The sequence below is a fragment of the Tabrizicola sp. genome (assembly GCF_016793705.1).
Classification (GTDB): domain Bacteria; phylum Pseudomonadota; class Alphaproteobacteria; order Rhodobacterales; family Rhodobacteraceae; genus Tabrizicola.
In genome coordinates, this window is record NZ_JAEULO010000052.1 from 18643 (window position 1) to 34842 (window position 16200).

Genomic DNA, 16200 nt, shown 5'->3' on the forward strand with positions numbered 1-16200 from the left:
TGAAAACGCGCCCCGTGGGGCGCGCCATCGGCTTGACCGTTGCCGCGGTTCAGGCGGCTTCGGCCTGTTCCAGCTCCAGCGCGTGACGGCGTTCGGATTCCTCGCGCGACAGCGCAACCGAGGTGCGGACGCCCTTGGCGACGAATTCCATCAGCCCCTTGACCACGCGCTCGTTCGGGTCGATCCCGGCGCAGGACAGGACTTCGCGCCCGTCGCGCGACCGCGCCCAGCGGGCGATCTGGTCGGGACCGTTGCCATATTTCTTGTCGTCGGCAATGGCATCATCCAAAGCCGCAAGCACGACGGCCGCGAACAGCTTGCGCGCGCGCTGGCCCTGCTCGAAGTTGAAGGCGGTGCTGTCGATGGTATCGAGCATCGGCTTTTCCTTTTTTCTTGCTCTTGTAATTCCTCAGCGTCCGAGGGTTGTAACGATTTGATCACGATTCGGGGGCTACCCGTTTGGAATGACTGCTATGCGCCGACTGCATGGCTTGCGTGTCATCTGTCATCATCTAGTCGGTCCAACCCCGGACCAGTCCCGATATTTAGGGGGCCGGGGGCTAATTTCAACGTCTGGTTAGGATATTCTTGCCGTGGCGGACGCAGGCCGGTCAATCCACCCAAAGACGGGCTTGACTTGCCTGCAGGATGCCCTGAGCGCGGTCGTGGCGCAGGTGGGCGATCGCGAATCCGCCGCTCCGGGTGAAAAGCGTGCCGACCGGTTTGCCCGCAGAGTCGGTGATCGCGGTGCCGACCGGAGCCGCGCCCTCGATCCTGACCCGGACCAGACCCTTCCGCAGCTCGGTCTTGTGCTTCATCCGCGCGGTGACTTCCTGCCCGACATAGCAGCCCTTGCGGAAGTCGACGCCATGCAGCCGCTCGAACCCGGCTTCCAGGATATAGGTGTCGTCCGGAACCAGTTCGATCCCGCTTTCCGGGATCAGATGCTCCACCCGGATCGCATCCCAGTCGACCTCGGGCACCGCCAGCGGCGCGGGCGCATAAAGCCGCCAGCCAAGTGCCGGATCGCGCGGGTCGGGCAGGGCACCCTCGGGCATCGCGCCAAGGCCCCGCGTCAGGGTCAGCCCGGACGGCGCGATCCGCACATCCGCCCGCAGCCGATACATCGTCAGCCGCCGCAGCGTATCGGCGGCCAGCGGCGTGGCGATGTCGATCAGAAGCTCACCCCCGGCCCGGCGCACTACGAAGAAATCCGCCAGATACTTCCCCTGCGGCGCAAGCAGCGCAGCCCAGACGATCCCCGGCTCGGCTTCAAGCGGGCGCAGGTCGTTGCTGACAAGGCCTTGCAGGAAGCCAAGGGCGTCCTTGCCGGTCAGGCTCCAGATCATGCGGTCGTCGGTCATGGGCGGAACTCTAGGGCCAGGGGCGTGCGGGCGGAAGCCTCAGTCACGCAGTTGTGCCTCTTGCAGCTGCGCGTAAAGCCCCTTGCGCGCCATCAGGCTGTCATGGGTGCCTTCCTCGACCAGGCGGCCATGATCCAGCACGATGATCTTGTCCGCCCCCTTCACCGTCGAAAGCCGGTGCGCGATGACCAGGGTGGTGCGGCCCGACCGGGCGCGGGCGAGGGCGGCCGAGACGGCGGCCTCGGTCCGGGTGTCCAGCGCCGAGGTCGCCTCGTCCAACAGAAGTACCGGCGCCTCGGCCAGCAGCGCCCGGGCGATGGCCACCCGCTGCCGCTGCCCGCCCGACAGTGCCGACCCGCGAGCGCCCACCGGGGTGTCGAGACCAAGCGGCAGCGCGGCGGTGAAGGCCGTGACTTCGGCGTCGGCCAGCACCTGCGCCAGCCGGGCGGGATCGCGGTCGTTGCGGCCGAGCAGCAGGTTCTCGCGCAGCGTCTCGTCGAAGAGCGCCGCATCCTGGCTGACCGAGGCGAGCAGCGCGCGCTGGTCGGCCAGGCTCAACTCCTGCACATCGACCCCACCGATCAGGATGCGGCCCGCCTGCGGCTCGATCAGCGCGGCGATCAGTTGGAAGACGGTCGACTTGCCCGCGCCGGAGCTGCCAACCAGCGCCGTGACCTTGCCCGCCTCGGCTGTGAAGCTCAGGTTTTCCAGCACCGGGCGGTCGGGATAGGCGAAGCTGACGCTCTCGAAGCGGATCTCCGGCGCGCCCGGAGCAGGGCGGGCCCGGCTTTCCACCGGGCGCTGCCCCGAGGGCCGGGTGTCGAGCAGCGTGAAGATGCGCTCCAGGCTCGCTTCCGCCACCTGCCACTGGCCCGCCAGGTCGCTCAGCCGCCGGATCGGCTGGAAGGTCAGCGCCATCGCGGTGAAGAAGGACATGAACTCGCCCGTCGTGCGCTCGCCCGCCACCACCTCGCGCCCGCCCAGCATGAGGACGGCGAAGAAGCCCAGCCCGGTGATGACGTCGACCAGCGCGGGCATCGCCGCCCGGCCAAGCGCGGTCTTCACCTCGGCGCGCAGGATGGTGTTCACGATCCGCTGGAAACGCGATGTCTGGTAGTCCTCCATCCGGTTCAGCTTGACCGCCTGGATGCCGTGGAAGATCTCGTCCAGCCGCGTCGCGCGCAGGCCGGACTGTTCACGCGTCAGCATGGCCTTGCGCCGCAGATAGCGCCGCAGCACCAGCGCGGGCAGCAGGAGGAGCGGCGCGCCAACCAGCGCGGCGGCGGTCCAGACCGGGTCGATGCTCAGCGCGACGACGAAGAGGCCGACCAGCGAGACGAGGTCGCGTCCGATCCCGCCGATCACCAGCGTCGAGGCACCCTGTGCGGCGATGGTATCGCCCTGCACCCGCTCGATCAGCTTGCCGGGAGAATTCTCGACGAAGAAGCCCGCGTCAAGCGTCAGAAGATGCCGCACCAGGTCAACCTGCATGGTCCCGGCGGCGTGCTGGTTGACCCAGCCCAGAAGCCAGCGCCCGATGATCGAGGTGACGGCGCGGACGATGAACAGCGCCAGGATCGCCGCGCCGACCCAGGCCAGCGCGTGACTGCCGCCCTTGGCGAAGACCAGGTCGAACAGCGGCTCCAGCATGTAGGACAAGAGGCCGAGGGTCGAGCCCTCGATCATCATCACCAGGAAGGCGATCAGCATGACCGGCAGGTAGGGCCGGAGATAGCTGCGCCAGAAGCGGCCGAACAGCACGCGGGAGGTATAGGCGCGGGCAGGGGGCAAGGGGCGGGCCTTCGTCATGGTCCCTTCGGGGTTTAGCGGGAAAGCCGGGCTGCCTCAAGCCGGGCCGCATTGACGCTGGCTTCGGGCCAGCCTAGCCATTGGGGGCAAGCGAAGGAGAGACGCATGAGCCTTGCCAACGGCCGTCCCTATCTGGCCATCCCCGGTCCCTCGGTGATCCCCGACCGCGTACTGCGTGCGATGCATCGGGGTTCGCCCAACATCTACGAGGGGCCGCTGATCGAGATGGTGGCGAGCCTCTTCCCCGACCTGCGCGCCGTGGCGGGGACCACCGGCCATGTGGCGATCTACATCGGCAACGGCCATGCGGGTTGGGAGGCGGCGAACGCCAACCTTTTCCGCAAGGGCGAGAAGGCGCTGGTGCTGGCGGTGGGGCAGTTCGGCCTTTCTTGGGCCAACTCGGCCCGCGCGATGGGGATCGAGGTCGAGGTGCTGGACTTCGGCAAATCCTCGCCCGCCGACATGGGCCGGGTCGAGGCCGCGCTCAGGGCCGATCCCGGGCACCGGATAAAGGCGGTGCTGACGACCCATGTCGATACCGCCTCGACGATCAAGACCGACATCCCGGCCCTGCGCGCGGCCATCGACGCGGCGGGCCATCCGGCGCTGCTGGCGGTGGATTGCATCGCCTCGCTCGGTTGCGACGAGTTCCGCATGGACGACTGGGGCGTCGACGTGATGGTGGGGGCCTGCCAGAAGGGCTTGATGACGCCCCCCGGCATGTCCTTCATCTGGTTCTCCGAGGAAGCGCGGCTGCGCTGCGGCCAATCCGACCTTGCGACCCCCTACTGGGCCTGGGGTCCCCGCGCCGAACCGGAGGAGTTCTACCAGATCTGGGACGGCACCGCGCCCACCAGCCATCTCTACGGGCTGCGCGAGGCGCTGGACATGATCCGCGAGGAAGGCCTGCCGCAGGTCTGGCAGCGCCACCACACGCTGGCAAGCGCGGTTTGGGCCGCCTTCGACGCCTGGTCCACGGGCAACCCCGCGATCGGGATGAACGTGGCCGACCCCACCCATCGCGGCTGGTCCGTCACCGCCGTCCGCTTCGGCGCGCCCCATGCCACGCGCCTGCGCGAATGGTGCGAAACGAAGGCGGGTGTCACCCTCGGCATCGGCCTCGGTATGGCGCCCTCGACCGACCCGGCCTACCACGGTTTCCTGCGCGTCGCGCATATGGGCCATGTCAACGCCCACATGACGCTGGGCGCGCTGGCGGTGATGGAGGCCGGGATGTCTGCGCTCGACATCCCGCATGGGGCAGGCGCGCTGGCCGCAGCGGCGCAGGTGGTGGCCGAGGCCACGCGCCACGCCGGACCCTAGACCTTCGTCCGCCGCTCGCGCACCGAGATGTAGATTGCCGAGGCGATGAGGATTGCCACCCCCAGCAAGGTCCAGCGGTCCGGCAGGTCGCCGAAGAACCACCAGCCGACAAGGGTGGCCATGATGATCTCGGTGAAGGCGAGCGGAGCGAGAAGCGAGGCCTCGCCGTGTTCGTAGGCTTTGGTGATCAGCACATGGCCAAGCGTTGCAATGATACCTAGCCCGGCCAGCATCAGCCATTGCAGAGGGTCGGGAGCCTGCCAGACGAAGGGCAGGCCAAGCGTCATCAGCGCTGCCCCGATGGCCGAGGTCTGGAAAGTCAGCACCATGGCGTCGGCGGCCCCCGCGATATGGCGCGTCATCACGAAATAGGACCCGAGCGACACTCCGGCGCCAAGGGCGTAGAGCGTGCCGGGATTGATCGCGACCATGCCGGGGCGGATGATGATCAGCGTGCCGACGAAGCCCACCGCGACCGCCGCCCAGCGACGCGGTCCGACCCGCTCGCCCAGCAACAGGGCCGACAGCACCACGATCACCAGCGGGTTGACGAAGAAGATCGCCAGCGCATCCGCGATCGGCAGGTGCTTCAGGGCATTGAAGAACAGGAAGGTCGCGCCGAACAGCAGTGCCGCGCGCGCCAGATGGTGCAGGGGGCGCTGCGGGTGGAAGGCTCGCCGCCCCTCGGCGCCAAGCGCGAAGGGAAGGGTCATCATCCCGCCGAACAGCGCACGGGCCCAGACCACGATCAGGATCGGCATTCCGGCCTGCCCCAGTTTCTTGGCGATCACGTCGATCAACGGCAGAATCGCCATCGCCGCGAGCATGAGGCCGACACCGGCCAACGGGCGGGGTGATCTGCGGTGGGGCATGGTCCGATCCTGATTCCGACCCGCAGGCTAGGCGGACAGGCCGGGCACTGACCGCCCGAATGCGACAGAAGGATGGCATTGCGGGCACGGACGGGAGCTGACCCGCCCGCACCTCGGGGCGATTGCGAGGACGATCTGCGCCGCCGAAGGTAAGCGTCAGCCGCCGTTCTTCGCCAGCCAGTCCTGCATCCACTTGATCTCGGCTTCCTGCGCGGCGATGACGGCCTCGGCCAGTTTCCGGACCTCCGGGTCCTTGCCATGCTCCAGCACGATCTTCGCCATCTCGACCGCGCCCTGATGGTGCGGGATCATGCCCCGGATGAAATCGACATCGGCGTCGCCGGTGTATTCCATCATCATGTTCTCGTGCATCCGGTCGTTGGCTTCCATGAAGGCCATCGAGGCCGGGCCCATGTCGCCCATCATATGGCCCGAATGGTCGGTCGCTTCCTGCGAAAAGGCGGGCAGGGCGCTGACCAGCGTCACGGCCAGGGTCAGGTGTTTCAGCATCTTGGTTCTCCTTTCTGTGTACGCGCCCTTACTGCCGACCTTCCACCGTGGGAAGGAAACTCATTTCCGCGTGAGCGAATGTCGTGCAACCCGCCCATTGTCCCGCAGTTGTGCACGACGGAAGCCGACCTGTGCAGAACTTGCACGTGTCAAGGCCTTTTCCGGGTCACATTCGGGGCGTATGGTCGCAACTGAGTGACAGCAGGGGTGCGGTCAAGGTGGTCAAGTGCAAGCGGCCGGTCGTCGGCATCATCGGCAACAGCTATCTGATGAACAACAGTTATCCCGCCCACTCCAGCGGGACGATGAACACCGCCGCGGTGGCCGAGGTCGCCGGTGCGGTGCCGCTGATCATCCCCTCCGACCCGCGCTACGTCGGGGTCGAGGAGCTTCTGGACCTCTGCGACGGGTTCCTGCTGACCGGCGGCCGCCCCAACGTCCACCCCAGCGAATACGGCGAGGAGGAGACCCCCGCCCATGGCGCCTTCGACCGCAGCCGCGATGCGATCACCCTGCCGCTGATCCGCGCCTGCGTCGACCGAGGGCAGCCCTTCCTCGGCATCTGCCGCGGCTTCCAGGAGGTCAACGTGGCCCTTGGTGGAACGCTCCACCCGGAAATCCGCGACCTGCCGGGGCGGATGAACCACCGGATGCCGCCTGACGGCACGCTGGAGGAATGCTTCGCGCTGCGCCACACCGTCAGCTTCACCGAGGGCGGGGTCTTCCACCGGCTGATGGGTGCGCGCGAGGTGATGACCAACACGCTGCACGGCCAGGGCATCGCAAGGGCGGGCTGCCGGGTCGTCATCGACGGGCTTGCTCCGGACGGCACACCGGAAGCGATCTACGTCAAGGACGCGCCGGGCTTCACGCTTTCGGTCCAGTGGCACCCGGAATGGAACGCGGGCAGCGATCCCGTGTCGCGCCCGCTGTTCCAGGCCTTCGGCACGGCAGTCGCGGAATGGGCTGCGGGTGCGCGCCCGACGGCGATGGCGCGGTCGGCTTGAAGGTCAGAGCGGCCGCAGCTTCAGCCGGGTGATCCGGTTCTCGCGCTTGCCCAGCACCTCGAAGCGGAAGCCGTGGAAGCTGAACACCTGGCCCTCGTTCGGGATCATCTGCGCCTCGTGGATCACCAGGCCCGCTACGGTGTTCGCCTCGTCGTCCGGCAGGTGCCAGTCCATCGCCCGGTTCAGGTCGCGGATCGTCATCGCTCCGTCGATCAGCCAGGCGCCGTCCTCCAGCCCGGTCAGCCCCGCGTCCTTCTTCACCACGTCGAATTCGTCGGTGATGTCGCCGACGATCTCTTCCAGGATGTCCTCCAGCGTGATCAGCCCCTGCAACGCGCCATATTCGTCAACCACCAGCGCGAAATGGGTGCGCCGCGCCAGGAACTCGCGCATCTGTTCGTCCAGCGGCGTCGTCTCGGGGATGAAATAGGGTTTCATCGCCACTTTGACGATATCCAGTGCCTCGATCCCCGCCACGTCCACGCCCCTGACCAGCCGGTCGACCTCGCGCAGGAGGTCCTTGGCATGGACCACACCCAGGATCGTATCGTCGCTGTCGCGGAAAATCGGCAGCCGGGTGTAGGGCGAGGCGAGGACCCGGCTGATGATCTCGCCAGGGCTCAGGTCGGCGTCGATCATCTCGATCTGGCGGCGGTGGCGCATGATCTCGTCCACCGTGCGGTGGCCGAGGTCCAGCGCACCCAGCAGCCGGTCGCGGGCGTCCTTCTCCATCGCGCCGCCGGAATGGCCGATGGCGATGGCCCCGGCGATATCGTCGCGCAATGCCTCCATCGCGCTTTCATGACTCTCGCGGCGGAAGACGCGAAGCACCCGGCGGAACAGGCCGGGGGCGGCGGGAAAGGCGGGATCGGTTGCCATGGACTCAGCCCTTCCGCGCCAGCGGATGCCGGGTCAGAACCAGCTCCTTCAGGTGGTCGTCCAGGACATGGGTGTAGATCTCGGTCGTCGCCAGGTCGGCATGGCCGAGCAGCGTCTGGATCACCCGCAGGTCCGCCCCATGCGCCAGAAGATGCGTGGCAAAGGCATGCCGCAGGACATGCGGCGTCACGCGCGCAGGCGAAATCCCCGCCAGCACCGCCACGTCCTTGACGAGCGTGTGGAAATACTGCCGGGTCAGATGCCCGTCGCGCCCATCACCCGGAAACAGATGGCGCGAGGCCGTTCGGCCCGCCTTCCGCCCCGCTTCCTCCTCGGCATCGCGATGGGCCAGCCAATCCGACACGGCAAGGCGGGCGGGGGTAGAGAGCGGCACCATCCGTTCCTTGGCTCCCTTGCCCTTGACCAGGATCATCCGCGGATCGCCCCGGACGGCGGCGACCGGCAGGCCCACCAGCTCAGTGACCCGAAGTCCCGTGGCATAGAGAAGCTCGAACAGCGCCGTATCCCGCAGCCGGTCCGCCGGATTGCGCGCGCGGGTCCGGGCGGCCTCCATCAGCCGGGTGACTTCGTCCTCGCTCAGCGTCTTCGGCAGGCTTTTCGTCCGCCCCGGCCCGGTCAGCCGCAGGGCAGGGTTGTCCGCGCGCCAGCCTTCCTCGAAGGCGAAGCGGTAAAGCTGGCGGATCGAGGACAGCCGCCGCGCCCGCGTCGCCTTCGAAAACCCCTGCGCGTCGCAATGGACCAGATAGTCCTCCACCGCCTCGCGCCCCGCATCCACGAACCCCAGCCCCCGCCGGGCCAGCCAATCCGCGAAGTCCAAGAGGTCGCGGCCATAGGCCAGCTGCGTGTTCCGCGCCGCGCCCAGTTCCGCCGCCCGCGCGTCGAGGAAGGTCGAAATCCACCGGCTCGCCTCGGCCTCCGCCATGGCGCTAACCCCGCCGTTCCAGGATCATCAGCTCCAGCGCCGTGCGCCGCGCCACGCTTTCCAGCCCGACCAGCCGCAGCAGCGACAAGCCCTCGGTCACTCCGCGCAGGTCGCCCTGCACGCCGCGCCCGATGTTGTCGATGGCCACGATGATCGCCTCGCCCCGGCGGTTGCCGTCCAGCAAAGCCTTCGCCTCGGTCGAAGGCTCCGGCTCTCGGAAGGCCGAGGCGATCGCCCGGCCCAGGCTGTCGGGCGGGAGCACCAGGCTCGGGTCCCCCGCCGCCAGCGCCAGCAGGAAGGCCTCTTCGGCCGTGGCGGGCTTCCGCCGCCTGGCGACGGTCTCTGCATAGGGCGACAAGAGCCCCACCTTCAGCGCGATATCCGCGGGCTCGCCGGTCAGTGCCAACTCCTGCAACGGCTTGCCGAAGAGCGTGGCGAAGGGCACTTCCAGCTCCGCCTCCTGCATCCTCGCCCAGGCCTCGGGCAAGGTCGCCGCCACCCGTGCCGCATCGCCCGACGAGATCGCCGCCTCGAAGTCCTGGAAGGCCGCCACCCGGTCCCAGACCCCGCCCGAGGCCGCCGGGTCGCGCTCGGTGTAAAGTCCCAGGATCACGTTCGGCGGGATCGTTCCCGCCCGTGTCAGCCGCTCCGCCGCCTCGACCTGCGCCTTCCACCCGGCGCGGGGGCTGAGTTCGGCGTAGGAGAAGGCGATGGGCAGCCCCTCGGTCGGCAGCGGCTCGCCGATGGCGGCATACATCATCCAGTCCAGCGGTGTCACCGGAACCGGCGCCTTCGGCACCGGATCGCCTTCATAGAGATCGGGGTCGAGGAAGCGCGACAAAAGCGCCTCCTGGTCCGCCGTGATCTGGTTCAACGCCTTCGAGGTGCGGATCGTCAGCGCCGCCGTATCCCAGTCGCCCGACCGCGCCAGGCAGAAGATTCGCGCGGGCAGGGTGGGGGCCAGATGCGGCTCGTCCGCCATGAACTGGCAGGCGCGATCCTCGGCCCCGGTCAGAAGCGCCACGTCGAAGGCCCGGCGGAACAGCTCGGGCGAGGGCGTCCCGGCGGCCTGGATCAGCGCCGCCGCCTGTTCCAGCGCGCCAAGCGCCAGAAGCTTGTCGATCCGCACCTGCAACAACTCGCCCTTGCCGCCCGCGTCGACCGGGGCATCCACCTCGGCCAGCAGCAGCGTCAGGAACAGCTGGCGCAAGGCGGGCAGGTCGTCGTCGGGATGCGTGACCAGCCGCTCCGCGATCTCATGCGTCAGCCCCGCGCCCCAGAGGTCATGCGGGAGGCCGGATACCTTCGGCGCGATCAGCCCCACTCCGTCCGGCGACGGCCCATCCAGCGCCGAGGTCGTCACCGTCGCAGGCAACGCGCCCCCGGCCTTTGTCACCGGCGGCTCGTCGATGACCGGGTCAACCCCCGGCGATGCCGCCCCTGCCGGGGTCGCCACCGATTGCGACAGCCAGTCGATCGCCGACAGCGGGCCGCCGTTGCCGTCTGCCTCTTGCGCCGACAATGGGCCGGCAAGGACCAGAACCGAAAGGAACCCGACCGTACTAGTCCGCATTCAACACCACAGGCTTTTTCACTTCACTCTGCTGCGGCCCCAGATCGCCCAGATAGGCAAAGACCGTCAGGCCGATGAAGCCCAAAATCACCAGCACCACCAAAGCCTTGATGATCCGACCCATCCGAATGCCCTTCCTCGGTCCTGTCCCGCCCGGCTTGACCCGGGCGTCTTTCTTGCCGCGCCTGCCCGCCCGTCGGGGCGGCCACCGCAGGTTCCGTTGCGAATGTATATAGCATTCGGGGAAAGTTCACGCCATTGAGAGGGAAGGAATTCCCTTCGGCAAACACTTGCCCGAAGGTCACGAAACGGAGAGCGATGTCCAGACTGGCGAAGACGGTCGTCCTCGTGGGGATGATGGGGGCGGGCAAGACCGCCGTCGGGACCGCCCTTGCCCGCCAGCTGGGGGTGGAGTTCAAGGATTCCGACGAAGAGATCGTCCGCGCCGCCGACCGCACCATCGCCGAAATCTTCGAGCGCGACGGCGAGCCCTTCTTCCGCGCCCGGGAAAGTGAAGTGATCGGTCGCCTCTTGCGCGGAACGCCCTGCGTGCTCTCCACCGGCGGCGGGGCTTTCCTGTCCGAAGCGAACCGCAAGCTGATCCATGATGTCGGCGTCTCGGTCTGGCTCAAGGCGGATCTCGAGCTTCTCTGGCAGCGCGTCCGTCACAAGACCACCCGGCCCCTGTTGCGCACCCCGAACCCGCGCGAGACCCTGCGCGAGCTTTACGAGCGCCGCCAGCCGTTCTATGCGCAGGCCGACATCACGGTGGAAAGCGCCGCCGAACGCTCGGTCGACGAGATGGCCAGTCGGGTGATCGAGGCGCTGCATGGGCGGCCGGACGTGCTGGAGGTCTGATCTTGAACAGGGTTGCGGTTGATCTGGGCGAACGCTCCTACGAGGTGCGGATCGGCCCCGGCCTTCTGGCGCGGGCGGGGGCCGAGATCGTGCCGCTCGTCCGCCGGAAGCGCGTGGCGGTGGTGACGGACGAAACCGTGGCCGCGCGGCATCTTGCGGGCCTGACCGCGGCGCTGGAGGCGGAGGGGATCACCTCCACCGCGCTGGCGCTTCCGGCGGGCGAGGGGACGAAGAATTGGGACAACCTCGCCCGCTGCACCGAATGGCTTCTGGAGCAAAAGGTCGAGCGCAAGGATGTTGTCCTCGCGCTCGGCGGCGGGGTGATCGGCGACCTGGTGGGCTTTTCCGCCGCCATCCTGCGCCGGGGCGTCCGTTTCGTGCAACTGCCGACGACGCTCCTCGCGCAGGTCGACAGCTCGGTCGGCGGCAAGACCGGGATCAACACCGCCCAGGGCAAGAACCTTGTCGGCGCCTTCCACCAGCCCAGCCTGGTGCTGGCCGATATCGACGTGCTCTCCACGCTCCCCGACCGCGATTTCCTGTCGGGCTATGGCGAGGTGGTGAAATACGGGCTTCTCGGCGACGCCGACTTCTTCGACTGGCTGGAACGCGAAGGCCCGTCGATCCGGGCGGGCGATCCGGCGGCGCGGCTGCGGGCCGTGACCCGATCGGTCGAGATGAAGGCTGGGATTGTCTCCCGCGACGAGACCGAGGAAGGCGAGCGTGCGCTTCTGAACCTGGGCCACACCTTCTGCCATGCCCTTGAAAAAGCCACCGGCTATTCCGACCGCCTGCTGCACGGCGAAGGCGTCGCCATCGGCTGCGCGCTGGCCTTCGAGCTGTCCGCGCGCCTGGGCCTGTGCAGTCAGGAAGACCCCAGCCGCGTCTGCGCGCATCTGGCGGCGATGGGGATGAAGGTCGATATCCGCGACATCCCGGGCGACCTGCCGGGACCGGAGGCCCTCATCGCGCTGATGGGGCAGGACAAGAAGGTGGTGGACGGCAAGCTCCGCTTCATCCTCGCCCGTGGCATCGGGCAGGCCTTCGTCGCCGAGGATGTTCCGGGCGATACCGTCCGCGCCGTGCTGGACGACGCGCTGCGGGCCTAGAACAACAGCTTGTAGACGTTGCCGTTGGTATCCGACGCCTGTCCCGTCCCGCTGGCCGTGCCCGACCCGATGACGAAGGTGCCCTGCACCCGCGTCCCGTCGGCGCAGACCGCATAGATCTCGCCGTTGTTCACGCCCGCGACCGTCTCGGTCTCCTTGCCGACCTCGCCGCCGGTCTTCCGCCAGGTCAGCGCCAGCCCCTTGGTGTTCGACACCGTGCGCGGCGTCAGCGAGGACCAGGTGCCGGTACATTTGCCGCGTTCGGGCAGGCGGAAGGTCAGATCGCCCGACGTGCCGGTGGTGTTCTGCGCCGTCGCCTGGATGACCAGCGTCGGGTCCTTGTCGGCGATCGGTCCTTGCAGCGGGTAAAGCTGCATCGGGCTCGTGCCGCTGGCGCAGGCGGCCAGCGTCAGCATGGCGGCCAGCGCGGCGCAGCGGATGCCTCTGGAACCCGGGATCGGCATGGCAAGGGGCGCATCAGCGGTCATGGCAGGTCTTCTTTGCTGGAACAAAGGAACGAAAGGCGGCGGGCTCTCGTCTGCGAAACGGCACCCTTCGCATCGCGGGCGTCTATGAATCGAATCCGCCCGCCTGTCCAGAGGGCGCGGGCCAGGCGACGGAAAGCCCCACCCCGATCCCCGCCCGGCGTGGCGGCTTTGCGCCGGGTCTCAGCCAGGACCGTCAGCGCCGCGAACCGCGAACAGCAACAGCTTGCGCAGCGTGGTCAACCCCGCGCCCTCCGAGCCCCCCAGCATGCTGTCGCGCGGATGCCAGCGGCGGCCGTCGCGGTTCAGCAGTGAGTCCGGGTTCAGCCGGATCAGGCCGGTGATGGTGTCGGCGATGATATGGCTCGCCGTGGCACCGACGCGCTCGCCGTTCTCGCGCAGGCGCGATTCACACAGGAAATACAGCCAGGCCGGGGTCTCGCGCAGGAATCCCAGCGCGGCGGCGGTCTCGCGCAGGCCGGGCTCCCCCGCGCCCGGAGGCCCGTCCTCCGGCAGCGCCGCGCGCAGTTCCTCCTCGGTCAGCGGCGTGACGCCATATTCGACGGCAAGCCGCTGGCCCAGCGGGATCCGGCGGTGGAACCCGCGCATCAGGTTGCGGAACAGGATCGAGCCGTGAACCGCCACATCAGAGGAGCCCACCAGGTTCAGCATGTCGCGGGCGAAGGTCAGGTCGATCCGCTCGGCGCTGCCGAAGGGGCGCGGCGTGCCGCCGGGTCTCGGCGGCAAAAGCCGGGTCATCCGCGCCCAGTCGATCACCCAGTGATCCGGCAGCGCCAGCGTCGCCGTCACGTCGCTTTGCATGTTGTTGCGGCTGGTGAAGGCGAACAGATCCTCCAGCGTCGCGCCTTCGTCGGATATCCGCCCGTTCAGCCCGAAATTCGCGTTGAAATCATACGCCGAGCCCACCATCGAATGCCCGAAGCGGAAGGCTGCGGTGGTGAATTCCAGCGGCACGCGACCGGCCTCGGCCAGCCGCACCGGCCGCCGCGCCAGCGACCCCGACAGGACCGAGGGCGACAGGAGCCGGGGCAGGTAGTCGTGCAGGATCAGCCAGTGGTAATGCCGGGTCACCAGGCCGCGCGCCTCGGCGAAGCAGCGGGCGGGGTCGGGGACCTGCGGCTCCAGCGCGGCCACCGCCTTGTTGTGCAGAAGCATCAGCGCCAGATGCAGCTGGCTGAGGATCAGGTTCTCGTCGTTGCGGCGGTCGGCGATCAGCGCCTTGCGCCCCGCGCGCGGCAGGTCCGGCGCGCCGGTGGCATGAACCACCCGGCCCGGATCGATGAGCAGATCGGTAAAGACCTGCTCCGCCTCGCGCCGGGTCTGCCCCAGGCGGAACCGCTTGCCGTCCGCTTCGTAAAGCGCGCGTACTTCGGGATCGGCGCTGTCCGGCCCCTCGCCGTAAAGGCTCGCCAGCGTCAGCGGGGCCTCGTGTTCGTTGGCAAGGTTTTCCAGGATGATCTCCGGCGCCGCGCGGCGATTGCGGTCCAGCCCCGGCGGGTCGGCGGTGCCGATGACGCCCGCCACCGGCGTCCAGCCCGCCTGCGTCACCACGTCGCCGCTCGGGGCCGAGATGTCGTGGTTCATGAACTGGCCGAAATAGGTATAGGCGGCGGGAAGCCGCATTTGCAGCACCGGCATCCGGCTCAGCGGCACGCGCGAGGCCAGCTCGAAGGCGCGCAGCCGGTCGCAGGTCTGCCGCGGTGTGGTGCCCGTCACGCAGCCGGCCAGCAGATCCTCGGCCAGATGCGGAAAGAGATAGCAGTAGCGCGACCGCGCCAGCGGCACCGCCCGGGTTGCGATCCCGTCAATCAGGTCATGCGCGCTGGTGATCGGCATCCTTGCTCCTTCGACCTGGGTCAGTAGGGCTCGGGCAGGGTCGGCCCTCGCGCATCCGGGCAGAGCCGGGCAAAGCGCGGCGTCGCGATCCGTCCCCGCATCGCGCAAAGCCCTGGAACCAGGACGCGCACGCAGGGCAGGGGATCCTGCGGCAGGGTCAGGTTCACCGCAAGCGCGCGATGGCCAAGAGTCTCCAGCCGGGCGAGTGTCGCACCCAAGGCAATAGGCGCTGCCGCTTCCCGCGCCAGGGTCGATGCCCGGAACTGCGGCTGGTCGCGCTGCGAGCCGTAGCGGATCCAGGCCTGCACCTCCGGATCCCCCGCCTCGCGCGCAAGCCCCATGCCGACCTCGGTCTGCACCATCTCGGTCACGGCGGCCAGCGCCGCATCGGCGATCAGGGGCCTGGCCGCCGTTCCGGTCGCGATGGCCCGTCCCTCGGCATCCGCCGAAACCGCCACCACCACGGGCAGGCCGATGTCCGAAGTCAGGTCCAAAAGCTCCGTCCGTCGCGCCCGCTGGTGCAGCCACCAGTAAAGTCGGGGCTGCTGCGGGTCGATCACCTCCAGCGGCAGGGCGGCGGCGGGCTGCTGCCCGTGCCACCACAGCGCCACGGCATCGCGCTCGATGCATTCCCACAGCGCTGCCGCCAGCGCGCTGTCCCGGTCGCGGCCCACCGCGCAGCCGGTAGAATTCGCCTCCTCCCGCAAGGGCTCCTCCAGCACGGCGGCGCAGTCCAGATAGACCTCCTGCGCCAGCACCGGCACCTGCGCCCCGCTGACCAGGTCGGTCGCCTGCACCACCGCCAGCCCGTCGCGCCGGGACAGGCCCGCCAGTTCGTCGAGATGCCGCACTGCCAGGCTCGCCCGCAGTTCCAGCGCCTCGGCCCCCGCCGACAGCATCGCCTGTTGCGTTGTCATGCCCCGGCCCGCCGGCAGCCTTGGCTTCAACCCGGTCACCCCCTCGCCCGTCGGCAGGGCGACCGCCAGGAACAGCGGCGCCTCCGGCGCATTCAGCGGCATCAGCTGGAAGTCACGCTCCAGCGCCTCGCAAAGCCGCGCAATCATGTCGGCGGGGGTCGGTTTCATGCTTGCATTGGAGGGCCGTTGCCGGAAACGATCAAGCCCGGAGTCGATGCGGCGCCAGGGCATTTCACGCTGCCATCACGGGCCCGCCGAACAGTCGGTCACGGATGTGCGACCGAAGGCGACACGACAGGAAAGAGAGGGCGGAATGGTAGGATTCTTCAAACTGAAAAGCGATGCATTGGCCGATCAGGTCGCGACGGGCGAGGCGATCATGCGCGTCTCGAAATCGGCCTTCAAGGATACGGCCACCTCCGAGTGGAAGAAGTTCAACGACGACACCCGCGGCTGGCTGCACGCCAACGGCTACCGCTACGACGGCCCCGGCGCCGGTCCGAACGGCGAGATTCCGGATTCGGTCGAGATCGTGCCGGTCTACGACACGCCCAACCGGATGCATGTCCGGGTGCCGTGGTCGGGCCTTCTGAAGACCCCGCCGCAGGTCGAGGATGAACCAAGCTATGGCGGGTCGCAGAACGTGCGCTTCAAGGTGCTGCTCGCCCGCTATTTCATGCGCCACTGCCGCTGA

At 68.5% G+C, this 16200-nt stretch carries 16 protein-coding genes and 1 pseudogene; 5 read left to right on the plus strand and 12 right to left on the minus strand.

Features of this window, described 5'->3' with window-relative positions; genetic code table 11:
* Window positions 1–49: 49 nt before the first annotated feature.
* The 3 genes from JNJ68_RS14200 to JNJ68_RS14210 form a co-directional block, all read right to left on the minus strand.
* Window positions 50–376, minus strand: coding sequence for a DUF6280 family protein (locus JNJ68_RS14200; RefSeq protein ID WP_294970280.1), 327 nt, complete (start codon window positions 374–376; stop codon window positions 50–52).
* A gap of 235 nt (window positions 377–611) precedes the next feature.
* Window positions 612–1364, minus strand: a complete 753-nt coding sequence (locus JNJ68_RS14205; RefSeq protein WP_294983043.1) for a folate-binding protein — start codon at window positions 1362–1364, stop codon at window positions 612–614.
* 39 nt (window positions 1365–1403) lie between these two features.
* The gene (locus JNJ68_RS14210; protein ID WP_294983045.1) at window positions 1404–3173 is read right to left on the minus strand and encodes an ABC transporter transmembrane domain-containing protein; all 1770 of its coding nucleotides are present in this window, start codon (window positions 3171–3173) and stop codon (window positions 1404–1406) included.
* Between the two features lie 105 nt (window positions 3174–3278).
* Between JNJ68_RS14210 and JNJ68_RS14215 the strand changes: the two genes are divergently transcribed.
* On the plus strand, window positions 3279–4496 hold the full coding sequence (locus JNJ68_RS14215) for an aminotransferase class V-fold PLP-dependent enzyme (protein ID WP_294983047.1): 1218 nt from the start codon (window positions 3279–3281) through the stop codon (window positions 4494–4496).
* On the opposite strand, the gene JNJ68_RS14220 is transcribed toward JNJ68_RS14215, so the two are convergent.
* Together JNJ68_RS14220 and JNJ68_RS14225 are read right to left on the minus strand one after the other, a co-directional pair.
* The gene (locus JNJ68_RS14220) at window positions 4493–5368 is read right to left on the minus strand and encodes a DMT family transporter (protein ID WP_294983048.1); all 876 of its coding nucleotides are present in this window, start codon (window positions 5366–5368) and stop codon (window positions 4493–4495) included. The two genes, JNJ68_RS14215 and JNJ68_RS14220, sit on opposite strands and share 4 nt — an antisense overlap.
* A 156-nt stretch (window positions 5369–5524) precedes the next feature.
* Window positions 5525–5878 (minus strand): DUF305 domain-containing protein, encoded by a 354-nt coding sequence (locus JNJ68_RS14225; RefSeq protein WP_294983049.1) that lies wholly within the window; start codon window positions 5876–5878, stop codon window positions 5525–5527.
* Between the two features lie 218 nt (window positions 5879–6096).
* Between JNJ68_RS14225 and JNJ68_RS14230 the strand changes: the two genes are divergently transcribed.
* On the plus strand, window positions 6097–6885 hold the full coding sequence (locus JNJ68_RS14230) for a gamma-glutamyl-gamma-aminobutyrate hydrolase family protein (protein ID WP_294983050.1): 789 nt from the start codon (window positions 6097–6099) through the stop codon (window positions 6883–6885).
* Window positions 6886–6888: 3 nt separating this feature from the next.
* Here JNJ68_RS14230 and JNJ68_RS14235 read toward each other — a convergent pair.
* From JNJ68_RS14235 to JNJ68_RS14250, 4 genes and pseudogenes are all read right to left on the minus strand, one after another.
* Window positions 6889–7671: pseudogene (locus tag JNJ68_RS14235) on the minus strand (transporter associated domain-containing protein); the annotation flags it as partial.
* 97 nt (window positions 7672–7768) lie between these two features.
* The gene (locus JNJ68_RS14240) at window positions 7769–8707 is read right to left on the minus strand and encodes a site-specific tyrosine recombinase XerD (RefSeq protein WP_294983052.1); all 939 of its coding nucleotides are present in this window, start codon (window positions 8705–8707) and stop codon (window positions 7769–7771) included.
* 4 nt (window positions 8708–8711) lie between these two features.
* Window positions 8712–10280, minus strand: coding sequence for a hypothetical protein (locus tag JNJ68_RS14245; protein WP_294983053.1), 1569 nt, complete (start codon window positions 10278–10280; stop codon window positions 8712–8714).
* Window positions 10270–10404 carry a hypothetical protein gene (locus JNJ68_RS14250; RefSeq protein ID WP_294983055.1) on the minus strand — a complete coding sequence of 45 codons (135 nt, stop codon included), beginning with the start codon at window positions 10402–10404 and terminating at the stop codon, window positions 10270–10272. The genes JNJ68_RS14245 and JNJ68_RS14250 overlap by 11 nt, the downstream gene beginning before the upstream one ends.
* A gap of 134 nt (window positions 10405–10538) precedes the next feature.
* Here JNJ68_RS14250 and JNJ68_RS14255 point away from each other — a divergent pair, with 134 nt between their 5' ends.
* Both JNJ68_RS14255 and aroB read left to right on the plus strand, forming a co-directional pair.
* Window positions 10539–11138: a shikimate kinase gene (locus tag JNJ68_RS14255; RefSeq protein ID WP_294983057.1), complete on the plus strand. Its 600-nt coding sequence runs from the start codon at window positions 10539–10541 to the stop codon at window positions 11136–11138.
* Window positions 11135–12247, plus strand: a complete 1113-nt coding sequence (gene aroB, locus JNJ68_RS14260) for a 3-dehydroquinate synthase (protein ID WP_294983251.1) — start codon at window positions 11135–11137, stop codon at window positions 12245–12247. The genes JNJ68_RS14255 and aroB overlap by 4 nt, the downstream gene beginning before the upstream one ends.
* Here aroB and JNJ68_RS14265 read toward each other — a convergent pair.
* The 3 genes from JNJ68_RS14265 to JNJ68_RS14275 all read right to left on the minus strand — a co-directional run bounded on the left by JNJ68_RS14265 (window position 12244) and on the right by JNJ68_RS14275 (window position 15674).
* Complete coding sequence (locus tag JNJ68_RS14265) at window positions 12244–12735, minus strand: hypothetical protein (protein WP_294983059.1); 492 nt, start codon at window positions 12733–12735, stop codon at window positions 12244–12246. The genes aroB and JNJ68_RS14265 overlap by 4 nt on opposite strands.
* 180 nt (window positions 12736–12915) lie before the next feature.
* Window positions 12916–14589, minus strand: a complete 1674-nt coding sequence (locus JNJ68_RS14270) for a peroxidase family protein (protein ID WP_294983061.1) — start codon at window positions 14587–14589, stop codon at window positions 12916–12918.
* A 20-nt stretch (window positions 14590–14609) separates the two neighbouring features.
* A complete protein-coding gene (locus JNJ68_RS14275; RefSeq protein ID WP_294983062.1) occupies window positions 14610–15674 on the minus strand; it encodes a YcaO-like family protein in 1065 nt (354 codons plus the stop codon).
* A 145-nt stretch (window positions 15675–15819) separates the two neighbouring features.
* On the opposite strand from JNJ68_RS14275, the gene JNJ68_RS14280 reads away from it, so the two are divergent.
* Window positions 15820–16200, plus strand: coding sequence for a hypothetical protein (locus tag JNJ68_RS14280; protein WP_294983063.1), 381 nt, complete (start codon window positions 15820–15822; stop codon window positions 16198–16200).